This window comes from Litchfieldella anticariensis FP35 = DSM 16096 (assembly GCF_000409775.1).
In the GTDB taxonomy this organism is placed as follows: domain Bacteria; phylum Pseudomonadota; class Gammaproteobacteria; order Pseudomonadales; family Halomonadaceae; genus Litchfieldella; species Litchfieldella anticariensis.
The window spans coordinates 736,141-758,299 of record NZ_KE332388.1; the positions used below are offsets into that span (position 1 = coordinate 736,141).

The following is a 22,159-nucleotide window of genomic DNA, read 5'->3' on the forward strand; positions in this document are numbered from 1 at the left end:
TCCACTCTTTGCCCTAATCGTCCCATCCTCCATAATGGTGATAATGCCATTGGCGAGGATAGGACCATGCTCGACACCGCTCTCAGACAGCGTCGTGCCCTGTTGCATGAGACACGCTGCCAAACTTGCAGCCTCGCCTCGCTGTGCCTACCTCTGGCCCTGGACATTGAAGACATGGACCAATTCGATGCCATCATCCGGCGTCGTGCACCGCTAAAAAAGGGTGAGCCCCTAGTGCGACAAGATGCTCCCTTCACCAGCGTATATGCTGTGCGTTCGGGCAGCCTCAAACAAGTGACCAGTGAGGGCCGCGGTGACGACCAACTCACCAACTTCTATTTGCCAAGTGAGATGGTGGGACTGGATGGAATCGATGCACAACGCTATCCGGGGTCGGTGATCGCTCTAGAGACCACGACAGTCTGCGAAATTCCCTTTGACCGTCTCGACGCTCTCTCCGAACGACTCCCCGAACTGCGTGCGCAGATCTACCGCAGCATGAGTAAGGAGATGCACGAAGACCGACGCATGTTACGCCTGTTGTCGCGCAAGACCGCCGATGAACGGTTAGCCAGTTTTTTCACTAGCCTTTCGGCACGCTTCCGGCGGCGTGGCTATTCCGCCTACAGTTTCCGCCTCTCGATGTCGCGAGGCGATATCGGCAATTACTTGGGCCTGGCAGTGGAAACCGTCAGCCGTATTCTCACCCGTTTCCAACAACAGGGACTGGTTACCGTCTCCGGTCGTGAAGTCAATATCCTCGACCTGGCAGCCTTGGAGGCATTGGCGGAGGGGGAAGGGGGTGCCTAAGAAGGGAGACGTTGCTTCGCGACTTGAAGCTGGAAGAGCGGCGCTCCGCGCCTGGAAGAAATAAGATCGCTGCTTTGCAGCTTGAAGAAATAAGAAATTAAGAACTTATCGCCTCTTCCCTCTTCCCTCTTCCCTCTTCCCTCTTCCCTCTTCCCTCTTCCCTCTTCCCTCTTCGAGCGTAATTAAACCTCGCGCCCCAGATCCAGGGCATCTATCCGCGTTTCGCGCATCTTCGCCTGCTTGGCTTCCAGCCCCTGGAAGTCGAACAAGTCGCGATCGGCAAGCTGCGAAGGTGAAACGTTGGTCACGGCCTTGAACATGGTTTCCAGACGCCCGGGGTGCTTCGCCTCCCACTCGGCAAGCATTTCCTTGACGACCTGGCGCTGCAGGTTGGGCTGAGAGCCGCACAGGTTGCAGGGGATGATCGGAAACTGCATCTGACGCGCGAATTCAACGATATCCGCCTCGCGACAATAGGCCAGTGGTCGGATGACGATGTTCTTGCCATCGTCGGAGAGCAGTTTGGGTGGCATTGCCTTGAGTGTGCCGCCGAAGAACATGTTCAGAAACAGGGTCTCGAGTATATCTTCGCGATGGTGACCAAGCGCCACCTTGGTGGCGCCGATTTCTTCGGCAAATCCATACAGTGAGCCACGCCGCAGCCGCGAGCACAGCGCACAGGTGGTCTTGCCTTCCGGTGTCTTCTCCTTGACCACCGAATAGGTATCACGCTCGAGAATGTGGTAGTCGACACCTATCGACTCAAGATATTCCGGCAACACATGTTCAGGGAAGCCTGGCTGCTTCTGATCGAGATTGACTGCTACCAGAGAGAAATCGACCGGCGCGTTACGCTGCAGGTTTCTAAGGATCTCCAACATGGTGTATGAGTCCTTACCACCAGACAGGCATACCATCACCTTGTCGCCATCCTGGATCATCCCATAATCGATGATCGCGTTGCCGACTTGGCGCCGCAAGCGCTTCTGCAGCTTGTTGAATTCACGCTTTTCCTTGGCGGATGGTGCCTCGGCGGTATTGCACGCGACCTCATCAGGGCGGGTCGGGAAAGCAGCATGGGTCATGATGGCGTCGGACATGATCACACGGAGACTGACGGTAAGTGGGCGTATATCTTAGCATTGCCCGCACGTGCTGACGATCTCGATTCAGCCTGCAGGTCGCACGCTTTTCTGCTGCAGACGCACGTACATCAACGCGGTCGTCACTGCGTCACCCAATGCCGTATGGCGTCCCATGATGGGCACCTGCAAGGCCTCGGCCACCTTATCGAACCCCAGGTAAGCTTCGATCACGGGGTGACTACGTCGCAGGTCACGAGCGTAGCGCTGCTCCACGTCGATCACACTATTGGGCAGATCGAATCCCAGCAGTAGCCGAAGATGACGGTTGATTATTGTCAGGTCGAAGTCGATTCGCCAGCCCAACAAAGGACGAGTACCGACAAAATCTATCAGCTTGACCAGCGCATCGCGTACACATTCACCACCATCGAGATCAACGCCACGCAAGCCATGAATGCAGATCGAGTCACCGGTCAGGCTCGCTGGGCGCTGCAGGCGTAGATCCAGGGAGTCGCTGGTCAATACACGATCGCCACGCACCTTGACCGCCCCAATCGACACCAACTCAGCGCTGCGCGGATCGAGACCAGTGGTTTCACAGTCAATGGACACCAGTTCGTCGCCAGTGTAGGGGTTGAACAACCATCCATAGTCGCCACCAGCCTGGCGGCGGCGGTCGGCGACACGCCTCAGCGTCCTTAGCATCACCATGCTCCTGTCTTGCTTGCCATTGTCATGTCAGTACTCAAGGTGAAAACGATGAGAAAGACGCTGTTTGAAGTCCTTGACGATATGCAATGCCTCTCGCAGCAGATCCCGTTCCAAAGAAGATAACTGCTGCACTACCACACGATTGGTGTCGCGCCCGTCGCTCTGGTCGTCCAGGCGTGCCAATTGCTGCTTGAGACGCAGCTCGGTGAATAACGACAGCGCTTCCCCCAGATCCTCGGCGAAGCTCTCCTCCAACCGCCCCTCCTCGGCCAAGGCATCGAGCCGTTCCAGCGTCGAGGTAGGACGTATGCGGCGCTCCAGTGCCAGAGTTCGCACGCCATGCACGATGGGGAAAATGCCGCCTTTCTTGATGTCGATGCCGTGCTGGGGCTTCTTCAGCGAACCGAATAGCGTCAGCGGTGTGGAGAAACGCAACACCGTGCGCGCGAAATGCGAGAGCAGGATCTCATCGCGCGAGCAACGTTCGAACAGTTCGTCGCGCAGATCTTCCAACAGGCTGGAATTGCCCGCTACCGCATGGGCATCGAGCAGAATCGCCAAGTTCATCAGACTGTCGCCGTCACGGCTACTGGCCCAACGTGCGATCTTGCCGCGCCACTCCGACTCGCTGCCTACCCAAGCCGGGTTGGACACCATGATATTGCCAGGACAACGCGGATAGCCGAGCCGGATAAGGGTCTCGGTGACCCGCTGCATCCGCTCCTGGCAGTCGGGCCAGTCGGCGTCGTCGGCCAAGATCAGGCCGTTGTCCTGATCGGTTTTGAGGATCTGCTCACCACGCCCCTCGCTTCCCATTACCATCAGGCAGCTATGTTCGAGATGGCGTGGCTCGACAATAAAGCCGAAAGCCTTGGCCATGATGCGCCCATTGAGCGCCGCCAGCAGTCCCATCGCAAAACGCAGTTTGACCCCTTGGGCCATCAATGCCTGCACCAGCTCCGGGGTTCGGGCACTGGCTCTGACGAGTTCGTCAAGGCTATCGGCCTGCTCGACCTGCAAACTGACGACATAGCTGCGACTGGAAAAGTAGCTGAGCACATCAGTAAGCTCGACGACCCCCACCGGTTTGCCCTGCTCAACGACCACGACCCTGGCCACCTTGTGCCGGGTCATGCGTACCAATGCCTCGAACAGATACTGGTCGGGGTTGGCAGTCACCAGTTCGAAATGTGCAATACCAACGACTCGACTGGCCTGCTCGAGGCCTTCTACCACCAAGGCATTGAGCAAGTCGGTTTTGGTGACCATGCCAAAACGGTCACCACTGCCCACCAATAGACTGTCGGCATGGCTATCGTTGAGCGTGTTGACGGCCTCTGCGATGCTGGTGGCTTCGTCAACCAATAGCGGCTCACGCATACACTCGCTGATCTTGGCCAGCATGAAGCCTGCCATGGTCACCCCACCTTCGGCACGGCGTTCGGTCAATAACCGAGCCTTGTGGGTCAGGCTCTGTCGAAAGAAGGCAGCGAAGGCCGGATAATCGTTACATAAGCGCTCGAACAGCGCCTTGGGCATCAGATAGCAGAGGCTTTCCTGTTCTGCCTTGAAGCGATAACGGCTTTTGCCATTGAGAATGCTGATAGCACCGAACAGGTCGCCCGCGGTGTAATGGCCGATGCGCGCTTGCGCACTCGGAGCGTTAGTATCCAACTCCGCGACTTCGCCCTTGTGGATCAGAAAAACGAACTCACCGGGCTGGCCAGCATCCAGAATGATCTCGTCACGATCGAAATAGGCCAGGTCGATGCCACTGCGTACACGCTCCCGCCCCGCCTCATCGAGCAAGAGGAAGGGAGGTTGAGTGAGATCGACATCGACCATGAGACTGCCTTCCTTATGTTGAACCTGCGTCGCTCACCATTGTTTCGACGCCAGGTCCAGGGATGTTTGGATAATGCCGCCCCATTCCCTGGTCACCGGAGTCATTCTTGGGAGTCGACATGCCGGCTGCACATCAGCCTTGAGGAAAATACGGCTTTCATCGAGCAATTGTCTTGTGGCGCCTGATAAAACACTTCGTCAATTGCATGGAAAAACTTCAACGGTCCACCATCACGAGCCGTCGAGGTAATGATCTCGCCAGAATAACAACGTCATGTTTTAAGAAAAAAGCTAGACCATCGTTCTAGACAATGCGGACTAGACTATTATCCTATATGCAACAGGCCTAGACCATCGTCCTATGAATGGCTACCCCTTCCTGCTACCATCTGCATCAAAAAGATATAACTCATTGTCTTAAAAGACTTTATTTTATCAGCCCTCTAGATCAGCTTCCCCTTATAATACCAAAGTATGGGATTTTATTTTTTCCATTTGTTGACCAGTATTGCTCTTAACTCATGCAGGCCAATCGCACGTTGATAATGCACCTCGCGAGAAGCAAAAAAGCGGAACATAAGGACGACTTTAGTCGCGCATGGATGACTAACACATCGAGCCGAGGTGGGCAGTTGTTTACGAGCGATTGCCCTGTAGAGCCAGCAAAGGAAATGCTTAACCTCTCATTTTTAGTGCAACCCCTCATCATCACAACAAGTGGAGAGCAACACTATGGCAGATGATAAATCCAATGCCGCTGCTTACTGGAAGGCGAATATCCGTCTGATCACCGGTTGCCTGATCGTCTGGGCATTAGTGTCCTACGGCTTCGCCATCCTGTTACGCCCGATGCTGTCAGGCATTCCTGTCGGAGGCACGGACCTCGGCTTCTGGTTCGCCCAGCAAGGTTCCATCCTGACGTTCATCGGCATCATTTTCTTCTACGCATGGAAAATGAACCGGCTCGACAAGAAGTTCGGCCTTGAGGAGTAAGCCAGCATGAGCCAATTTGCAATCAACTTGCTATTCGTGGGCGCCTCTTTCGCCCTCTATATCGGCATCGCGATCTGGGCCAAGGCCGGTTCGACCAAAGACTTCTATGTTGCCGGCGGTGGGGTACACCCCATTACCAACGGCATGGCGATCGGGGCCGACTGGATGTCTGCCGCATCGTTCATATCCATGGCGGGTCTCATCGCCGCCGGGGGCTATGCCAACTCCACCTTCCTGATGGGCTGGACAGGTGGCTATGTATTGCTGGCCACGCTGCTGGCCCCCTACCTGCGCAAGTTCGGCAAGTTCACAGTCCCGGAATTTATCGGCGACCGTTTCTACAGCAAACCGGCGCGTCTGGTGGCGGTGGTCTGCCTGATCGTGGCCTCGGTCACCTACGTCATCGGCCAGATGGCTGGTGCCGGCGTGGCCTTCTCGCGCTTCCTGGAAGTCGATGCCACCATGGGCCTGATCATCGCCGCCGTTGTGGTGTTCGTCTATGCAGTTCTGGGAGGCATGAAGGGCATCACCTACACCCAGGTGGCCCAGTACATCGTGCTGATCATCGCCTACACCATCCCGGCGGTGTTCATTTCCCTCGAGTTGACCGGCAACCCACTACCGCCACTCGGCCTGTTCTCCACGCACAGCGAGTCGGGCGTACCGATGCTGGCCAAGCTCAACGAAGTGGTTACTGCCCTGGGCTTCAATCAGTACACGGCGGACGTGGACAACAAGCTGAACATGGTGCTGTTCACCCTGTCGCTGATGATCGGTACCGCCGGCCTGCCCCACGTCATCATTCGCTTCTTCACGGTCCCCAAAGTGGCTGATGCGCGCTGGTCCGCAGGTTGGGCTCTGGTGTTCATCGGCCTGCTCTACCTGACCGCACCGGCCGTGGCTTCCATGGCGCGCCTGAATCTGGTAACCACCATTTATCCGGACATGGCGGGCCAGGTCGAGAACTATGAAGAAGCTGCAACGAACCCCATCGCCTACGCAGAACGGCCCGACTGGATCAGGACCTGGGAAGAGACCGGCCTGATCACTTTCGAGGACAAGAATAACGATGGAAACATCCAGCTCTATAACGGTGCGGCCGACTTCTCCGAGCGTGGCTGGGAAGGTAATGAGTTGGAAGTCAACAACGACATCCTAGTATTGGCCAACCCGGAGATTGCCAACTTGCCCGGCTGGGTGATCGGCCTGATTGCCGCTGGCGGCTTGGCTGCGGCCCTGTCCACCGCAGCTGGCCTGCTGCTGGCGATCTCCTCGGCCATCAGTCATGACCTGATCAAGGGGGCGATCAATCCCAATATCACGGAGAAGGGTGAGCTTCTGGCCGCCCGGATATCGATGTCCCTCGCTATCGTCGTGGCCACCTACCTTGGAGCCAACCCACCCGGATTCGCCGCCCAGGTCGTGGCGCTGGCCTTCGGTATCGCCGCTGCGTCCCTGTTCCCGGCCCTGATGATGGGGATCTTCTCCAAGCGAGTGAACAACAAAGGGGCGGTCGCAGGCATGCTCACCGGCCTGACCTTCACCCTGGTGTACATCTTCGTCTACAAGGGTTGGTTCTTTATCCCGGGTACCAACAACCTGCCAGATACCGCGGATAACTGGATACTGGGCATCTCACCGCTGTCCATCGGCGCGGTGGGTGCCTTGATCAACTTCGCCGTAGCCTACGCTGTCTCAAGCGCCACCGAAGAGCCTCCGCAGGAAATCCAGGATCTGGTGGATAGCGTGCGCTATCCGAAAGGTGCTGGCGGTGCGATCGGCCACTAAGCCATAATGGTCCACGCCCCGGTAGCCTCGGGGCAAGGGATCGAAAACCATATCGGGCTTCCCTCCGGGAAGCCCGATTGCTTTCAGAAAGGGCGATGTATGATTTGGCATCTGATTGCAGCACTGTTTGCCGGCCTGGGAACGGCGGGAGTGGGGCTGCTATTGCGTTCCTTGAGTGGCAAGCGGCTGCCACGCTGGATCATTCCGGTATGCGGTGGCCTGGGCATACTGGCGTTTCAGATACATCACGAATACTCATGGTTTCACTACAAACAGCAGCAATTGCCGGAATCGGCCACGGTGGTATCCACCAAGGAAGAGCGAATGTTCTGGCGCCCTTGGACTTACCTGTTTCCCTTGACCACCGCCTTCAGCGTCATCGACCGGGATAGCATGGCGAACATGCAGGCGAACGAGGAGCAGGTGGTCGAGTTCATCCTCTATCGCTTCGAAAAGGAGTATATCGATGTGGTGCAGCACCAGGCATACCTGATGAACTGCACGGCAGGTGAGATGCTGCCGCTCATGGGCGAAGGACATCGGCCACGACTTTCGGAATTGCGGCGCGTCGATGCCTCCGATCCATTGTTTCAGGCGGTTTGTCCAGACGCATGACCCTGCCCTCCCGGCCAGCATTGCCCAGGGAAACACTGAATAAACCGACGAGCAGTTCAAGGCTAGGTCCGTTCCCGACGGACCCACGCATTTCCCACATCCCTGTGGGTCACACAAGGCGCCCAGAGCGCAGCAACCGGAGCATATGGGGTATATGTGAGGCTTGTGAGCACCGCGTAACGCAGTGATTGGGCTGCGCAGACATTTATTCAGCGATTCCCTAGAATGGCCGAAGATTAATGGGGGATACTGCATGTTCTCTGGTTGGCTGCTGATTGCCGTTTCGCTTGCCTATATCGCCGTGCTGTTCGCTATTGCTTGGCGTGGCGACCGCCATGCCCTGCGTTATGGCGCCACTCAGCGGCGGCCGGTGATCTATAGCCTGGCATTGGCCATCTACTGCACCTCCTGGACCTTCTATGGTGCCGTGGGACAGGCGGCAACTTCAGGCTGGTCCTTTGCCAGCATCTTCATCGGCCCTATCCTCACCTTCATGCTGTTCTGGCCAGTGTTGGCCAAGATGATTCGCGTGGCCAAGCACCAGAACGTGACGTCGATCGCCGATTTCATCGCTTCCCGCTACGGCAAGACGCAATCTCTAGCGGCCTTTGCCAGCCTGGTGGCATTGATCGGTACCCTGCCTTATATCGCCTTGCAATTGAAGTCGGTATCGGCGGCCTTCACGGTGCTCACCGATACCTCGGACATGACCCGGGCACCGCTGTTCGCCGACACCGCTTTCTATGTCGCCGTGGTGATGGCACTGTTTGCCATCCTGTTCGGTACCCGGCACACCGACGCTACCGAACACCATGAGGGACTGGTGCATGCCATTGCCTTCGAGTCACTGGTCAAGCTGGTGGCCTTCCTTATTCTCGGCGCCTATGTGACCTGGGGGCTATTCGACGGCATCGGCGATCTGCTGGTCCGGGCCGACGCCCAACTCGAATTGCAGCGTCAACTTGCCGAGCAAGACTTCGGCCATAGTTTCTGGGCCCAAACACTGCTTGCCATGCTGGCCATCTTCTGCCTACCGCGTCAGTTCCACGTCGCGGTAGTCGAGAACACCCATCGTGACGACGCCAGCAAGGCACGTTGGCTATTCCCCCTATACCTAGTGGCATTCGGCTTCTTTGTCCTGCCGATTGCCGCTGCTGGCCTGACCATCTTTGCCGATACTGGCGTGGAACCGGATACCTATGTACTGGCCATTCCCATGGCCGCCAATAACGAGTTGCTGACCCTGCTGACCTTCGTTGGCGGCTTCTCGGCAGCCACCGGCATGGTAATCGTCGCCGCGGTGGCGGTATCGATCATGATTTCCAACGAGATCGTCATCCCGGCACTGTTCCGGCTGCGCTGGTTCGATGCCAAGCCTCGCGACTATGGCCGTCTGGTATTGCGCGCCCGACGTGTCACCATCGGGGTGATCCTTGCCCTGGCCTATGGCTTCTATCAGCTGATTGCGGAATACAGCACTCTGGCCTCGACCGGTATGCTGTCGTTCGCCGCTGCCGCCCAGTTCGCTCCCGCCTTGCTGGGCGGCCTTTACTGGAAACGCGGCAACCGCATGGGCGTCATCGTCGGCATGAACGCGGGCTTCGCCATTTGGGCTTATACCTTGCTGCAACCGACATTGATCAATGCGGGAGTACTGCCGACTGCCTGGCTCGACGGTGGCCCACTGGGCATTGCCTGGCTGGCTCCCACGCATTTGTTCGGGCTCAACATCGGCGACAACTTCACCCACGGCGTGATGCTGTCACTGGGTATCAACCTGTTCTGCTACATCTTCGTCTCACAGATGACACCGCAACGGGTAGTCGAGCGCATCCAGGCTTCGCTGTTCGTCGATAGCGTCGAAACACGCCAAACTTCGGTCAACCGACCTTGGACAGGCGCCACTACCGTCGGCGACCTGAAGGTACTGTGCGAACGTTTTCTCGGAGCCAGCCAGGTAGAGCGCGCCTTCGACGACTACGCACGGCGTACCGGCAAACCACTGGAAGATATGACGCGCGCCTCTATTGACGTCATCCAGTTCACCGAGCGTTTCCTGGCCTCGGTACTCGGTGCCTCCTCGGCACGCATCGTGGTCAATTCTGCCCTGCAAGGCCGTGGCATTGGCATCTCCGACGTTATCTCAATCGTCGACGAAGCTTCTCAGGTGCTGGAGTTCAACCGTGCCCTGCTACAGGCCACCATCGAGAACATCAACCAAGGCATCAGTGTGGTCGATCAGAATCTGCGCCTGGTAGTGTGGAACCAGCGCTACCTGGAGCTGTTCCGCTTCCCCGACCACCTGATTCGGGTCGGCGCGCCGATCGACAAGATCTTTCGCTACAACGCCCACAACGGAGAATATGGTCCAGGCGATCCCGAAGAGCATGTCGAACTGCTGCTTGACAACATCCGCCAAGGCCAGCCGCATCGCTACGTACGTTATCGTCAGGATGGCAGTGTGCTAGAAGTGCAGGGTAACCCCATGCCCGGTGGTGGCTTCGTGTATACCTATCAGGACATCACGCAGCAGAAGCGTATAGAAGAGGCGCTGATCCGCTCGGAAAACAATATCCGCATCTATACCGACAACGTGCCGGCATTGATTGCCTACTTCGACAAGGAATGCCGCTACCTCTTCACCAACCGGGCCTACGAGCAGGTATTCGGGGTCGACCGCAACGCCGTGATTGGAGAGCGGATGGAAAGCGTGATGCCCGAACACATTGCCCGCGAGCGCGCGCCTTGGATGCGACGTGCTCTGCACGGTGAACGGGTAAGCTTCGAGATCTCGCTGGACGATGGCGAAGGTGGTACGCGTTACATGCTGGTCACCTATACTCCACACTTCGGCGATAGCAGCGCCATCCTCGGCTTCTTCGCCCTCTATCAGGACATCACTGAACGCCGCCTGGCCGAGATTGCCCTCAAGGAAACCAACGAGAACCTGGAAGAGCGTGTGCGCGAACGCACCCAGGCCCTGTCGGAGGCCAATGCTGCACTGCGCCAGGAGAACCGGGTACGTGCCGAAGCCGAACAGGCCCTACGCCAGGCCAAACAAGTTGCCGAGGACGCCAACGCTTCCAAGACCCGCTTCCTGGCTGCCGCCAGCCACGACCTACTGCAGCCACTCAACGCTGCACGATTGTTCACCTCGGCACTTTCGCAAGAGATGGATGCCAGCGATTTGAAGCGCACCATCGGCCATATCGACAATTCGCTCCAGGCCGCCGAGGAGCTACTCGGCACCTTGCTCGATATCTCCAAACTGGATGCCGGTGCCTTGACACCGCGGCGCAGCCATTTCGCCCTGGCCGATATCTTCCACCCCTTGCGCGCCGAGTTCGAGGTAATGGCCGAGGAGCGAGGCCTGGACTTGGTAGTGGTGCCAACCCGCTGCTGGGTCGACAGCGACGCCCAGATGCTGCGGCGCATCGTGCAGAACTTCCTGTCCAATGCCATTCGCTATACTCAGCATGGTCGCGTGCTGCTAGGCTGCCGCCGCCACGGCCAGCGGCTGACCATCGAGGTATGGGACAGTGGCCCGGGTATTCCTGAATCCAAGCAAGCTGAGATCTTCCAGGAGTTCCGCCGTCTCGATCAGGCCTCGCGCCACAAGGAAAGCGAGAAGGGGCTGGGGCTTGGGCTGTCGATCGCTGACCGCATGAGCCGAGTCCTCGATCATCCGATACGAGTGCGCTCCTGGGAGAGCGTGGGGACGGTATTCTCGGTCAGTGTGCCGGTGGTCGAGGCCGGCGAAGCCCGGCGCACCGATGAACCGCCCTCTCGGCGAGCTGGTAACAAGTTGGCCGGCACGAGCATCATCTGCATCGATAACGAGACGCTAATCCTCGAAGGCATGAAGGCGATGCTTTCCGGCTGGGGCTGCGAGGTGTTCACGGCAACCACCATTGGTGGTGCAAAGTCGATCCTGCGCCACCTGGATGGCGACCCGGACGCCATTCTCGCCGACTACCACCTGGATAACGAAGTGACTGGGTTGATGGCGCTAGAGGCTCTGGCCGAACGCTGTGAAGGCGTTGTGCCGGGGATCGTCATCACTGCCGACCGCACCGAAGAAGTCGCCGAGGAGATCAAGCGCGGCGGTTATCAGCTACTGCTCAAACCGGTGCGCCCCGCTGCACTGCGCGCACTGCTGACCCGAACGCTGCAAGCCAGTCGGGCGGCACGACAAGAGGGCTAGAAGGAAGAAGGAAGAAGGAAGAAGGAAGAAGGAAGAAGGAAGAAGGAAGAAGGAAGAAGGAAGTATGAGGGAGTCGATGTACTAGTGCACAAGGTTTTTTCTTCCCTCTTCAAGGCACGAAGTGCCGTCTTCTTTCTTATGTCTTCCCTCTTCAAGCTGCGAATCAACGTTCTTCGAGCCGCATAGCGGCGGCTTAGGATTCTTCCACCTTCGGCGGCTCGACTTCGAGCTTCTGGGCAGCGATCACTGCTTGGGTACGGGAATGCACGCCAAGCTTGCGCAGAATTGCCGTGACATGTGCCTTGATGGTGGCCTCGGAAACATTCAGCTCGTAGGCAATCTGCTTGTTGAGCAGCCCTTCGGTAAGCATGTTGAGGACCCGGAACTGCTGGGGAGTCAGCGACGCGATGGCTTCAGCGAAGCGGGTTTCCTCCTCGTCAGCCTCACCCAAAGCTTCGGCCAACTCGGGAGGCAGCCACACTTCACCTTCGAGAATCTCGCCCACCGCCTCGGCGATCAGCGATAGAGAAGATGACTTGGGAATGAAGCCGGAAGCGCCATAGTCAATGGCTCGGCGGACCACATGCGGTTCATCGCTGCCTGAAACCACCGCTACGGGAACGTCTGGTGTCTGACCGCGCAACTGAATCAATCCGGAAAAGCCATGAGCACCCGGCATGTGCAGATCAAGCAGAATCAGATCCGCATCGGGATGGCGTGTCACCACTTCGGTGGTCGCTTCCATGGTATCGGACTCGACGATCTCGGCCTGGGGTGCCAGTTGGCGCAGCGCCTGTGTCAAGGCAGCGCGGAACAGCGGATGGTCATCGGCAACGATGAATTTCTGGGCAAAGGCCATTGGATCTCCTCCGGTTCCTCATGCAGCGAACAAGGTGGCTGACTGTCTCGGTGCAGGTCTGGTTCGCCGTTGTAGTCCGCATGTTACCCCATGGGACAGAAGATTCCCAAGCACATGGTTCAACTGTCAACAACAGCTAGACGCGACAAGAAAAAGCCGGCCGAGAAGGCCGGTGCAGCGACAGAGACACATATGGCTGACACGCTCCTACATTCTCGGTAGCCAGTAGGGCCACCGAGAATCACAAGTGCGACGTATCGCCTGTCCGAGAGCGCGCTAGCGGTTGACTCTATTGGCAATCAGTTCATCAACCACACTGGGGTCGGCGAGTGTGCTGGTGTCCCCCAGCCCCTCGCATTCGTTGGCAGCGATCTTGCGCAGGATACGACGCATGATCTTGCCCGAACGGGTCTTGGGCAAGCTGGGCGCCCACTGAATCACATCTGGGGATGCGATCGGACCGATATCCTTGCGCACCCACTGAGTGAGTTCCTTCTTAAGCTCATCACTGGGCTCGTACTCATCCCCTAAGGTGACATAGATATAGATACCCTGACCTTTGATGTCATGCGGATAACCGACCACGGCAGCTTCGGCCACGGCTTCGTGAGCCACCAGCGAGGATTCAATTTCGGCGGTCCCCATGCGGTGGCCAGAAACGTTGATCACGTCATCGACGCGACCGGTGATCCAGTAGTAGCCATCCTCGTCACGGCGACATCCGTCCCCCGTGAAGTACATGCCTTCATAGGTGGAGAAGTAGGTTTGCACGAACCGCTCATGGTTTTTCCAGATCGTACGCGCCTGACCCGGCCAGGAGTCGAGGATTACTAGGTTACCCTCGGTCGCCCCCTCGAGTAGACGGCCTTCGTTATCAACCAATGCTGGCTGTACGCCGAAGAAAGGACGCGTGGCGGAGCCCGGCTTGAGGTCGATAGCACCCGGCAGCGGCGAAATCATGATGCCGCCGGTCTCAGTCTGCCACCAGGTATCGACGATCGGGCACTTCGAGTTGCCGATCACCCGATAGAACCATTCCCAGGCCTCGGGGTTGATCGGTTCGCCCACCGAGCCCAATAGACGTAGGCTGTCGCGCTTGCTGGAATCCATGACATTGTTGCCGTGTGCCATCAGCGCCCGCACCGCGGTCGGCGATGTATAGAGGATCGCCACCTTGTGTTTGTCGACGACCTCGCCCAAGCGCCCATTGGTGGGGTAGCTGGGCACACCCTCGAACATCAGAGTGATGGCGCCATTGGCCAACGGCCCATAGACGATATAGCTGTGGCCAGTGACCCAGCCCACATCGGCGCTACACCAATAGACCTCGCCGTCCTTGTAGTCGAAGACATATTGGTGGGTCATGGCCGCCTGTAACAGGTAGCCGCCAGTGGTATGTTTGAGTCCCTTGGGTGCGCCGGTGGAGCCGGACGTATAGAGGATGAACAGCGGGTCCTCGGCGTTCATCGCTTCCGGCACACAGTCGGTTGCCTGTCTGTCGACCAGTTCGTGGAACCAGACGTCGCGTCCTTCCTTCCAGTCGATCTCGCCACCAGTACGCTGGACGACCAGCACCTTCTCGGCAACATCGGTTCCTTGGCGTGTCAGAGCCGCATCGACGTTGTCCTTGAGCGGCACCCGCTTGCCACCGCGCACCGATTCATCAGCGGTGATCACCACCTTTGACTGGGAGTCGACGATACGCTGCGCAAGGGCGTCGGGCGAGAAGCCCCCGAAAACCACCGAGTGAATTGCACCGATACGCGCACAAGCGAGCATGGCCATGGCCGCTTCGGGAATCATCGGCATATACAGAGTGACAGTGTCACCCTTCTTTACACCTAACTCCTTGAGGGCATTGGCCACCTGGCAGGTCCGGGCATGCAGCTCTCGATAGGTCAGGGCCTTGGATTCATTTGGGTCGTCTCCTTCCCAGATGATGGCGGTCTGCTCACCACGCTGCTCCAAATGGCGATCCAGGCAGTTGACACTCGCATTGAGCTCTCCATCCTCGAACCAGCGAATGTCGACGTTGTTCGAGGCGAAGGAAGTGTTCTTGACCCGCGTTGGTGCCTTGATCCAGTCAAGCCGTTTGGCCTGTTCAGCCCAGAAAGCCGCCGGGTCATCAACCGACTGCTGGTACATGGCCAGATACTTTTCGTTGTCGGCCCAGGCATTGGTGGCAAAATCCTCACGCACTGGATAGACGTTTTGCTGTTCGGTCATGAAGAAGCTCCTGTTCAGGAGAGTGATCCGAGAAAGTTCATGTCGCCGACCCTGCGTTATCATTGATGAGCCGACCCTGAAAGCACACCCAGCATATACTGGGGGGACCACAACGCCTTTTAGACATTGGTATTAACATTTTGTCATTTAATATCAAAGTCTTATACGTCGCTTCATACCTTTGAACACCCCACATAGACCAAAGTCTGGGCACATTGTCGACATTGATAACGCCTTCCCTGACGGGCCAGCGCATGACGCTGAGCAGTGAAGAAATGCTCATCGCATCTACAACGATAGCAGTAAGGAGCCGAGCTGGAGCGGCGCACATCGAAGCAATGGGTAACCTTGGGCTCGAGCCCAAACAAACAGCGCATTACCGTTTGCCATTCATGACCGTGGGGTCGAGCACGCGCCCCATCCTCAAGGTGATACACCAGCCAGTGGGCCATCTCGTGAGGCACCACCTCGGCCAGGAAGGCCTGGCGATTCTCGCGCAGCAGCACTGGGTTGAAACGCAAGCCTCTACGTCCGAAGTGTGCCTGGCCTGCGCTCTTACCACGTAAGTCGAGCCACACCAAGGGCTTGGGCAGTTCCGGATGGACTTCACAACTTAATCGCCACGCCGCCTCGACCTGTTGGTGCAGGCAGGTATACAAAGCCGCTTCGTCGAGAAGTTCGAGATCGGTGGTGGGAAAAGTGGAAAGCGCTGGTTTCGTCATGGGATGCTAGAATGGCTTGCTACGCCGGTCACGTCCAGCACCTGCGTTATCATTGACTGCCGATCATCGACTGCGAGAACACCGATGCCCGAGACCCCCCCTCCTCCCCAACCCTTGCTCGACGACGATGATCTCGATCGGCTCGACGATTTCCTTGAATCCGACCGGGTCTGTGCTGACGGGCTCGACCTGATAAGCGCTCATGGCTTTCTAGTAGCACTGGCAGTCGCCCCCAGGGAGGTCGATCCAGCTATCTGGATCGCTGAGCTATTTCATGGCGAACCGGACTTCATCGATGCAACCGAACGTCGCGAGGTGCTAGGTCTACTCGAGGCACTCAAGAACAATGCCATCACCGCTCTCGACGAAGGGTTATTGCCCGAGTTGCCCTTCGATCTGGAATTGGACGGTTTAGCCCCAGCTGAAACACCGATCGGCGATTGGTGCGCTGGCTTCATGGAGGGAGTCTTTCTCGATGAAGTGGCCTGGTTCGAGAACGAGGAGGAAACAGCTGCCGCCTTGTTACTGCCGTTCATGACGCTATCGGGTTTGTTCGACGACGAACCCGACATGGCTGACCTGGCCAATGACCCAGCGCGGCTGGAAAGCTTGGTCCGGCAGCTTCCCGAACTGGTGCTGGATCTCTACCTTCACTACCGGGTACCGCCGGAAAAGCCTAAACCTACCCCCCGCAAGAAGAAGCCTGCAGGCCGTAGAAAAGGCAAGTCCTAACGTCAACATGTCAGTGAAGCATGAGATGTGCCTTGGTAGCCGTTGCGGAAGGGTAAACCCCATAAGCTGCACGATACTGTGCAGCAAAACGGCCAAGGTGGACAAAACCCCACTTCAAGGCCACTTCACTGACCGGCAAGCGGTTTTCCGGAGACGCGAGTTCCTGATGAACCGCCTCGAGTCGAAGCCGGCGCAAATAGTTCATCGGCGTGGTGTCGTAAAAGCGACGAAAGGCCGCTTGCAATGAACGAACGCTGACCCCAACCGCCGCCGCGATATCGGCCATGGTCAGTGACTGATGCAGGTGGGCGTGCATGTAATCGACTGCGGCCCGTACGTGGCGCGGCGCAACCAATGGTGCCTGTCGTTGGATCCGTTCGATGCCACGATGGGGAACGTTCTCGAAGATGAAGGTCAAAGCCGCCTCGGTCAGCAATGCGGCCGCCTTGGGCGATTTCTGTAGCGCCTGGCTGGCGAACGTTCCGGCCTCGACAAGCTGAGCCATCTCTCTCAGCGTCGTACCCACCTGACTCGAGCTTTCGAGCACCGGCATGACATCGCGACAATCCACGACCTTGTCATTGGACAGGCTCGAGAGCACCTTGGTCACTGTGGTGTCGTCGAAGGTCAAGGCGATACCAGGGCGCATATCGTTACTATAGAGTTTGATATGGCGCACCTGCTGGATCGGTGCAAGCAGTATCTTGCCGGGCGCCACCTCGACCTGCCGCTTGTCGAGTGTCGCTTCGTACCCACCGACACGTGGAATGAACACACTGAACCCGCGTCTATCTCCGTCCTGGGTCAGCGACCAGCCGGAATTGCACTGAATGCGTACCAGGGAAAGCCCATGACCGGTTTTGACATTGGTACACCACTGGAAGTCGGTACGGCGCCGTTCCGGACACATTCGGAACGGTTCGAATATGGCCCCGCAACGCGCTTGAAAGTCATCGAAGCCCTTACCCGACTGCGCAGGAGGAGTAAAAAACAACTGATTTTCCTGCATGCAATTTCCCTTATTATTATGTCAACTATCTCTTTCGGTGGCTAGGAATAATAAAATCAGCCAAGCCTCCTTGCTAAAAAATCAATACGTTTTTATCCGTAAACTCATTCCATACAGTCGTTTCATCTTGTCACTACTCATAAATAGCATGCTAATTTCATTGCTATAAATACCACTTGAGAAATGCCATACCAAATAAGCAATAGTGTGAATATCTCATTATCGTGGATAAATATTCTAACCAGCCAAAATGGCAGTGCAACGGCTTTTTAGAATATGTCGCATATAGAACACTTGGCGAGCATCTCTGTTTAATCACCAAAGCATAAGTAGTTATTAATTCACCCCCTTCACCTTACGTTTTTGTAAGCTTCAATATCGCGCCATATTCAAACCTGCCTACGGCACTGATTGACCCTCTTTAACATCGACAACCAACAGCACTATCTTATTTAGCTCTGACGATACACACCTGACGTTCCTTGGCCAGCCCTCTGCATGATCTGCTCCGCGATGGCTTGAAGCGAAAGTATCTTTTCGGCACCACCGCATAGAATGGCCTCCTTGGGCATGCCAAAGACGACACAGCTTTCTTCGTCTTGGGCAATGGTCGTAGCACCGGCGTTACGCATTTCCAGCAACCCTTGCGCACCATCATCACCCATGCCAGTCAGCAGAATGCCCAGCGCATTACTTCCCGCATTTTGCGCCGCTGAACGAAACAGTACATTGACCGAGGGCCGGTGCCGGAAGACAGGGGGACCATCCTTGATTACGATACGATAGTGCCTGCCAGCCCGCTCCAGCAGCATATGACGGTTGCCAGGGGCGATAAGTACCTGGCCGCGGATGACAGGGTCTCCAGCTTCTGCTTCCTTGACAGAAACGGTACAGAGGTTGTCAAGACGACTGGCAAAAGCGGCAGTGAATCGTTCCGGCATATGCTGGATGACCACAATTCCCGGACTATCGGATGGCAGCGCCATGAGGATGGTCCGTAATGCTTCGGTGCCTCCGGTCGATGCTCCAATACAGACGATCTCGTCAGTAAGCGGACCCACCGTGCGTGGATGAGCAAGAGGAGGAACGATGATGTCGGTGGGCAGCTTGGTTTCCACCTTCAGGGGAATGGTACGGCGGGTACGTGAGAAACGGGCTTGCGCTGCCGCACGTGCCACATCACAAATGCGCATGCTCGCTTCACTGAGGGCGCGGATAGTATCGATGCGCGGTTTGGTGACCACATCCACCGCTCCCGCTTCCAGCGCCTGCATCAGTTCAACGGATCCCTTCTCGGTCAGGCTCGAGCAAATTACTACAGGGATAGGGCGCTGGGCCATGATCTTGCGCAGGAAAGTGAGGCCGTCCATACGCGGCATCTCGATATCCAGAAATATGACGTCAGGCACCTCGTGTTTGATACGCTCTGCCGCGATATAAGGATCCGAGGCGGTTGCCATGACCTCGAGAGCCGGGTCACTAGCCATGATATCGCTGAGAAGCTGCCGCACCGCAGCAGAGTCATCGACGATAAGAACTCTGATCTTTTCTGCTGAAGTCGCGCGGTCACGTAAATTTCCAGTCACACCGTTCACCATTACTCAGAGATTCTGGAACACCGCCGGTGCCACTTGGCGTAGATTCAAGTTGGTGCCAATCATCGATTCCGAGTGCCCCAGGACCAGGAAGCCACCAGGGCGCAGATGCCCGACCAGTCGCGACACCACCGCTTCCTGGGTAGCCCTCTCGAAATAAATCAGCACGTTGCGTAAGAAGATGACATCCACATCACGGTCGATGGTATAGCGAGCATCCATCAGATTGAGGCGTGCAAAGCGCACTGCATGGCGCAACTCCGGCACGATACGTACCTCACTGCGTCGTGACGGCGCTCGGCCATGCATCAGGTACCGCTTGCGCAATGCCGCCGGCACCGGCTCGACCATGGCCACCGGGTAGATGGCGCGCGCTGCGTGTTCGAGCATTTCGGTACTAATATCAGTTCCCAACACAGAGAAGCGGAGATGACGGTGGCAAGCTGCGATCTCTGCCATCACCATGGCGATCGTATACACTTCGGCACCATTGGAACATGCCGCACTCCACAACTTGAGCTGCGGCTCCGGTCCAGGATGCCGCTCCAGCAATGCAGGTATTATTTTTTCTTCGAGAGACACGAAATGTGCGGGCTCGCGAAAGAAATCGGTCTTGTTGGTCGTAACCGCATCAATCACGTGGACCAATTCACTGGCCAGCCCCTGACCGTCGAATAGAAACCGGCAGTAATCCGCCAGACTTTGATGACCTAATCCACGTACGCGTTTGCGCAACCGACCTTCGACCATCAGTCTCTTGGCCGGTGGCAGTTTGATACCGGCATGCTCGCCGATCAACTCCGCAATGCGTCCAAAATCCTGATCACTCAGACGATCGTATTCCGGTATTACTGGTGGATATATCGTGGATGACACGCTAACTCTCTTCACTTGATATACCCACATCACAACCAAGCATCACGACAGTCACCGCTTGCAGAGCGATAGCCTCGACCAGCCACTTGTCATCGATGTCCAAAAGAGCTTTCTCGTATAAAGGAAGAAAAAGCCGCCCGGCTTGGAAAATCCTGTACCGGACGGAAGGGGCACAATAGCCTTGGTGCATCAGGCACCAAAGCGACATTAGAATTCGTTATTCTATGCATCACCACTGCCAGTCATCACTCATGTCAAAGGCAGAGCTGCCTTTTGCTTTTTCCTGCCAGATTCATTTCTCTTGGACCGTGATGTCGGCATCATTACCAATGGCGTCGATGTCGATTTAGCCGTTGCTAGTAAGGCCACCTGCATTGACTTCTCATCAAATCGGAAGTAACTGATGGCGGTTTGTAACTGCTCAGCCTGGCTGGACAGTTCCTCAGCGGTGGCGGACATCTCCTCAGCGGCGGAAGTATTCTGCTGGGTCACCTTGTCGAGCTGCTGAATGGCAAGATTGATCTGCCCGGCACCGGCGTTCTGCTCGTTGCTGGCCGCCGATATCTCAGCGATCAACCCAGCGCTCTTCTGGATGTCCGGCACCAGCTTGGCGAGCATCTTGCCAGCTTCCTGAGCGGCCTTGACAGTATTGCCAGACAGCCCCGAGATCTCCTGCGCCGCCGCCTGGCTGCGCTCGGCCAGTTTGCGTACCTCGGCGGCCACCACTGCGAAGCCGCGCCCGTGCTCGCCGGCACGCGCCGCTTCCACCGCAGCGTTGAGCGCCAACAGGTCGGTCTGTCGGGCAATCTCCTGCACGATCAGGATTTTCTCGGCGATAGACTCCATGGCCCCCACCGCCTCGGCCACTGCATGGCCCGAGGCCTCGGCATCGCTGGCCGCGTCGCGGGCGATGCTCTCGGTCTGACTGGCGTAGTCGGCGTTCTGCTTGATGTTGGCGGTCATCTGCTCCATCGAGGATGAAGCTTCCTCAGCGGAGGCGGCCTGTTCGGTGGCGCCTTGACTAAGCTGCCCGGAGGCCTCGGCCATCTCCTGGCTGCCCGAGGCCACGTTACGCACCGCCCCGGTCACCTCGCCGACCACCTCACGCAGCTTGGCGACCATGTCGCGTGCCGCAGCCAGCAGGCTATCGGTATCACCCTTGCGAGTCGCTACCTGCACACTGAGGTTGCCCGCCGCGATCTCACTCATGATGCCTCGTACGTAGCTGGGTTCACCACCCAGCTCTTTCATGACGCCACGAACAATCAGAACGCCCAGGCAAATGGCAAGGAATACGATGCCTGCCCCTATCCCGATCAACAGCCCAAAGGTACGTTCATAACTGGTTTGGGCCTTTTGCGTTTCGGCCTTGATCAAGCTGTTCAGTTCATTGCCTATCTCATCGATGACACTGCGCATGTCATTGAACTGCGCTTCAAGTCGGGTCAGGCTATCTTGAACGAACACTTCGCGACGCGACTCGCGATGCTCCCCGGACAAGGCATCGACAAAACGCTTGGTGTTTTGCTCCCATGTTTCGAAGCGTGGCCAAAACGACTGCATCAGGGCGCGGGAAGACGCCGTGTCCACCATCGCCGAATATCTTTCCATCCGGTCGCGAGTCTGCTCGATATTTTCAGCATGGGCTGCGAGTTGCGACTCGAACTCGTCAGAATCCGAAGCCAGGCTCAACAGCGTCCGCTCGGCCACAAGGGCTTGATACGCATCGCGATCCGCATTGAGCAGCAACCCCTGAGCCGGTGCATAGATAGTCCCCATTCGACTGACCTGGTTGTTGTAATCCCGCATCTGCCAAATGCCGAAGGTCGTGATCCCGACCAGTGCCAGAATAAGGAAGCCGAACCCCACCGCCAAACGAGCACTCAGTTTCAAGCTTGGAAACATGTTTATACTCCCTGCTTCCCCTACTTTCCCTGCTTTCTATCGATGCTGCCGACGAAAAAGAAAAAACCGTCCGGGTGGGGGTAGCTCGTCACCGGACGGAAGGAGCACTCGATCTTGAGCACGTCAGTCGTCAAACGTGCCGCTCGAATTCGATAAGTGAGACACTAGGGCATGAGCGGATCGT

At 57.1% G+C, this 22,159-nt stretch carries 16 protein-coding genes; 6 read left to right on the forward strand and 10 right to left on the reverse strand.

Annotated features, from left to right (window positions below):
- The first annotated feature begins 66 nt into the window (after positions 1-66).
- Positions 67-810, forward strand: a complete 744-nt coding sequence (gene fnr / locus L861_RS10340) for a fumarate/nitrate reduction transcriptional regulator Fnr (RefSeq protein WP_016415904.1) — start codon at positions 67-69, stop codon at positions 808-810.
- 182 nt (positions 811-992) lie between these two features.
- Here fnr and ttcA read toward each other — a convergent pair whose 3' ends face one another.
- From ttcA to L861_RS10355, 3 genes are all read right to left on the reverse strand, one after another.
- The gene (ttcA, locus tag L861_RS10345; protein ID WP_371827878.1) at positions 993-1,895 is read right to left on the reverse strand and encodes a tRNA 2-thiocytidine(32) synthetase TtcA; all 903 of its coding nucleotides are present in this window, start codon (positions 1,893-1,895) and stop codon (positions 993-995) included.
- 84 nt (positions 1,896-1,979) lie between these two features.
- Positions 1,980-2,600 (reverse strand): 3'-5' exonuclease, encoded by a 621-nt coding sequence (locus L861_RS10350; RefSeq protein ID WP_016415906.1) that lies wholly within the window; start codon positions 2,598-2,600, stop codon positions 1,980-1,982.
- 33 nt (positions 2,601-2,633) lie between these two features.
- On the reverse strand, positions 2,634-4,451 hold the full coding sequence (locus L861_RS10355; RefSeq protein ID WP_016415907.1) for a DUF294 nucleotidyltransferase-like domain-containing protein: 1,818 nt from the start codon (positions 4,449-4,451) through the stop codon (positions 2,634-2,636).
- A gap of 732 nt (positions 4,452-5,183) precedes the next feature.
- Here L861_RS10355 and L861_RS10360 point away from each other — a divergent pair.
- The 4 genes from L861_RS10360 (at position 5,184) to L861_RS10375 (ending at position 12,051) form a co-directional block, all read left to right on the forward strand.
- Entirely contained in the window at positions 5,184-5,444 is a 261-nt protein-coding gene (locus tag L861_RS10360) for a DUF4212 domain-containing protein (RefSeq protein ID WP_016415908.1), read from the forward strand.
- A 6-nt stretch (positions 5,445-5,450) separates the two neighbouring features.
- Positions 5,451-7,232, forward strand: a complete 1,782-nt coding sequence (locus L861_RS10365) for a sodium:solute symporter family protein (RefSeq protein WP_016415909.1) — start codon at positions 5,451-5,453, stop codon at positions 7,230-7,232.
- Between the two features lie 99 nt (positions 7,233-7,331).
- Positions 7,332-7,847 (forward strand): hypothetical protein, encoded by a 516-nt coding sequence (locus L861_RS10370; protein WP_016415910.1) that lies wholly within the window; start codon positions 7,332-7,334, stop codon positions 7,845-7,847.
- Between the two features lie 253 nt (positions 7,848-8,100).
- Positions 8,101-12,051 carry a hybrid sensor histidine kinase/response regulator gene (locus L861_RS10375; RefSeq protein WP_016415911.1) on the forward strand — a complete coding sequence of 1,317 codons (3,951 nt, stop codon included), beginning with the start codon at positions 8,101-8,103 and terminating at the stop codon, positions 12,049-12,051.
- 193 nt (positions 12,052-12,244) lie between these two features.
- Here the strand turns inward: L861_RS10375 and L861_RS10380 are convergent, their stop codons facing one another.
- From L861_RS10380 to L861_RS10390, 3 genes are all read right to left on the reverse strand, one after another.
- Entirely contained in the window at positions 12,245-12,910 is a 666-nt protein-coding gene (locus L861_RS10380; RefSeq protein WP_016415912.1) for a LuxR C-terminal-related transcriptional regulator, read from the reverse strand.
- A 276-nt stretch (positions 12,911-13,186) separates the two neighbouring features.
- Positions 13,187-15,136 (reverse strand): acetate--CoA ligase, encoded by a 1,950-nt coding sequence (gene acs, locus L861_RS10385; protein ID WP_016415913.1) that lies wholly within the window; start codon positions 15,134-15,136, stop codon positions 13,187-13,189.
- A 173-nt stretch (positions 15,137-15,309) separates the two neighbouring features.
- The gene (locus tag L861_RS10390) at positions 15,310-15,858 is read right to left on the reverse strand and encodes a SprT family zinc-dependent metalloprotease (protein ID WP_016415914.1); all 549 of its coding nucleotides are present in this window, start codon (positions 15,856-15,858) and stop codon (positions 15,310-15,312) included.
- A gap of 84 nt (positions 15,859-15,942) precedes the next feature.
- On the opposite strand from L861_RS10390, the gene L861_RS10395 reads away from it, so the two are divergent.
- Positions 15,943-16,590: a YecA/YgfB family protein gene (locus L861_RS10395; protein ID WP_016415915.1), complete on the forward strand. Its 648-nt coding sequence runs from the start codon at positions 15,943-15,945 to the stop codon at positions 16,588-16,590.
- Positions 16,591-16,600: 10 nt separating this feature from the next.
- Here the strand turns inward: L861_RS10395 and L861_RS10400 are convergent, their stop codons facing one another.
- The 4 genes from L861_RS10400 to L861_RS10420 all read right to left on the reverse strand — a co-directional run bounded on the left by L861_RS10400 (position 16,601) and on the right by L861_RS10420 (position 21,975).
- The gene (locus L861_RS10400; protein ID WP_016415916.1) at positions 16,601-17,599 is read right to left on the reverse strand and encodes a helix-turn-helix domain-containing protein; all 999 of its coding nucleotides are present in this window, start codon (positions 17,597-17,599) and stop codon (positions 16,601-16,603) included.
- A gap of 452 nt (positions 17,600-18,051) precedes the next feature.
- A complete protein-coding gene (locus tag L861_RS10405; RefSeq protein WP_016415917.1) occupies positions 18,052-19,197 on the reverse strand; it encodes a protein-glutamate methylesterase/protein-glutamine glutaminase in 1,146 nt (381 codons plus the stop codon).
- 3 nt (positions 19,198-19,200) lie between these two features.
- On the reverse strand, positions 19,201-20,070 hold the full coding sequence (locus tag L861_RS10410) for a CheR family methyltransferase (RefSeq protein WP_016415918.1): 870 nt from the start codon (positions 20,068-20,070) through the stop codon (positions 19,201-19,203).
- A gap of 249 nt (positions 20,071-20,319) precedes the next feature.
- Positions 20,320-21,975, reverse strand: a complete 1,656-nt coding sequence (locus L861_RS10420) for a methyl-accepting chemotaxis protein (RefSeq protein WP_016415920.1) — start codon at positions 21,973-21,975, stop codon at positions 20,320-20,322.
- Positions 21,976-22,159 lie beyond the last annotated feature (184 nt).

Bases quoted from the DNA above. Each gene is read 5' to 3' on its own strand.
- fnr (WP_016415904.1), top strand. From the start codon at position 67: ATGCTCGACACCGCTCTCAGACAGCGTCGTGCCCTGTTGCATGAGACA.
- ttcA (WP_371827878.1), bottom strand. From the start codon at position 1,895: ATGACCCATGCTGCTTTCCCGACCCGCCCTGATGAGGTCGCGTGCAAT.
- L861_RS10350 (WP_016415906.1), bottom strand. From the start codon at position 2,600: ATGCTAAGGACGCTGAGGCGTGTCGCCGACCGCCGCCGCCAGGCTGGT.
- L861_RS10355 (WP_016415907.1), bottom strand. From the start codon at position 4,451: ATGGTCGATGTCGATCTCACTCAACCTCCCTTCCTCTTGCTCGATGAG.
- L861_RS10360 (WP_016415908.1), top strand. From the start codon at position 5,184: ATGGCAGATGATAAATCCAATGCCGCTGCTTACTGGAAGGCGAATATC.
- L861_RS10365 (WP_016415909.1), top strand. From the start codon at position 5,451: ATGAGCCAATTTGCAATCAACTTGCTATTCGTGGGCGCCTCTTTCGCC.
- L861_RS10370 (WP_016415910.1), top strand. From the start codon at position 7,332: ATGATTTGGCATCTGATTGCAGCACTGTTTGCCGGCCTGGGAACGGCG.
- L861_RS10375 (WP_016415911.1), top strand. From the start codon at position 8,101: ATGTTCTCTGGTTGGCTGCTGATTGCCGTTTCGCTTGCCTATATCGCC.
- L861_RS10380 (WP_016415912.1), bottom strand. From the start codon at position 12,910: ATGGCCTTTGCCCAGAAATTCATCGTTGCCGATGACCATCCGCTGTTC.
- acs (WP_016415913.1), bottom strand. From the start codon at position 15,136: ATGACCGAACAGCAAAACGTCTATCCAGTGCGTGAGGATTTTGCCACC.
- L861_RS10390 (WP_016415914.1), bottom strand. From the start codon at position 15,858: ATGACGAAACCAGCGCTTTCCACTTTTCCCACCACCGATCTCGAACTT.
- L861_RS10395 (WP_016415915.1), top strand. From the start codon at position 15,943: ATGCCCGAGACCCCCCCTCCTCCCCAACCCTTGCTCGACGACGATGAT.
- L861_RS10400 (WP_016415916.1), bottom strand. From the start codon at position 17,599: ATGCAGGAAAATCAGTTGTTTTTTACTCCTCCTGCGCAGTCGGGTAAG.
- L861_RS10405 (WP_016415917.1), bottom strand. From the start codon at position 19,197: ATGGTGAACGGTGTGACTGGAAATTTACGTGACCGCGCGACTTCAGCA.
- L861_RS10420 (WP_016415920.1), bottom strand. From the start codon at position 21,975: ATGTTTCCAAGCTTGAAACTGAGTGCTCGTTTGGCGGTGGGGTTCGGC.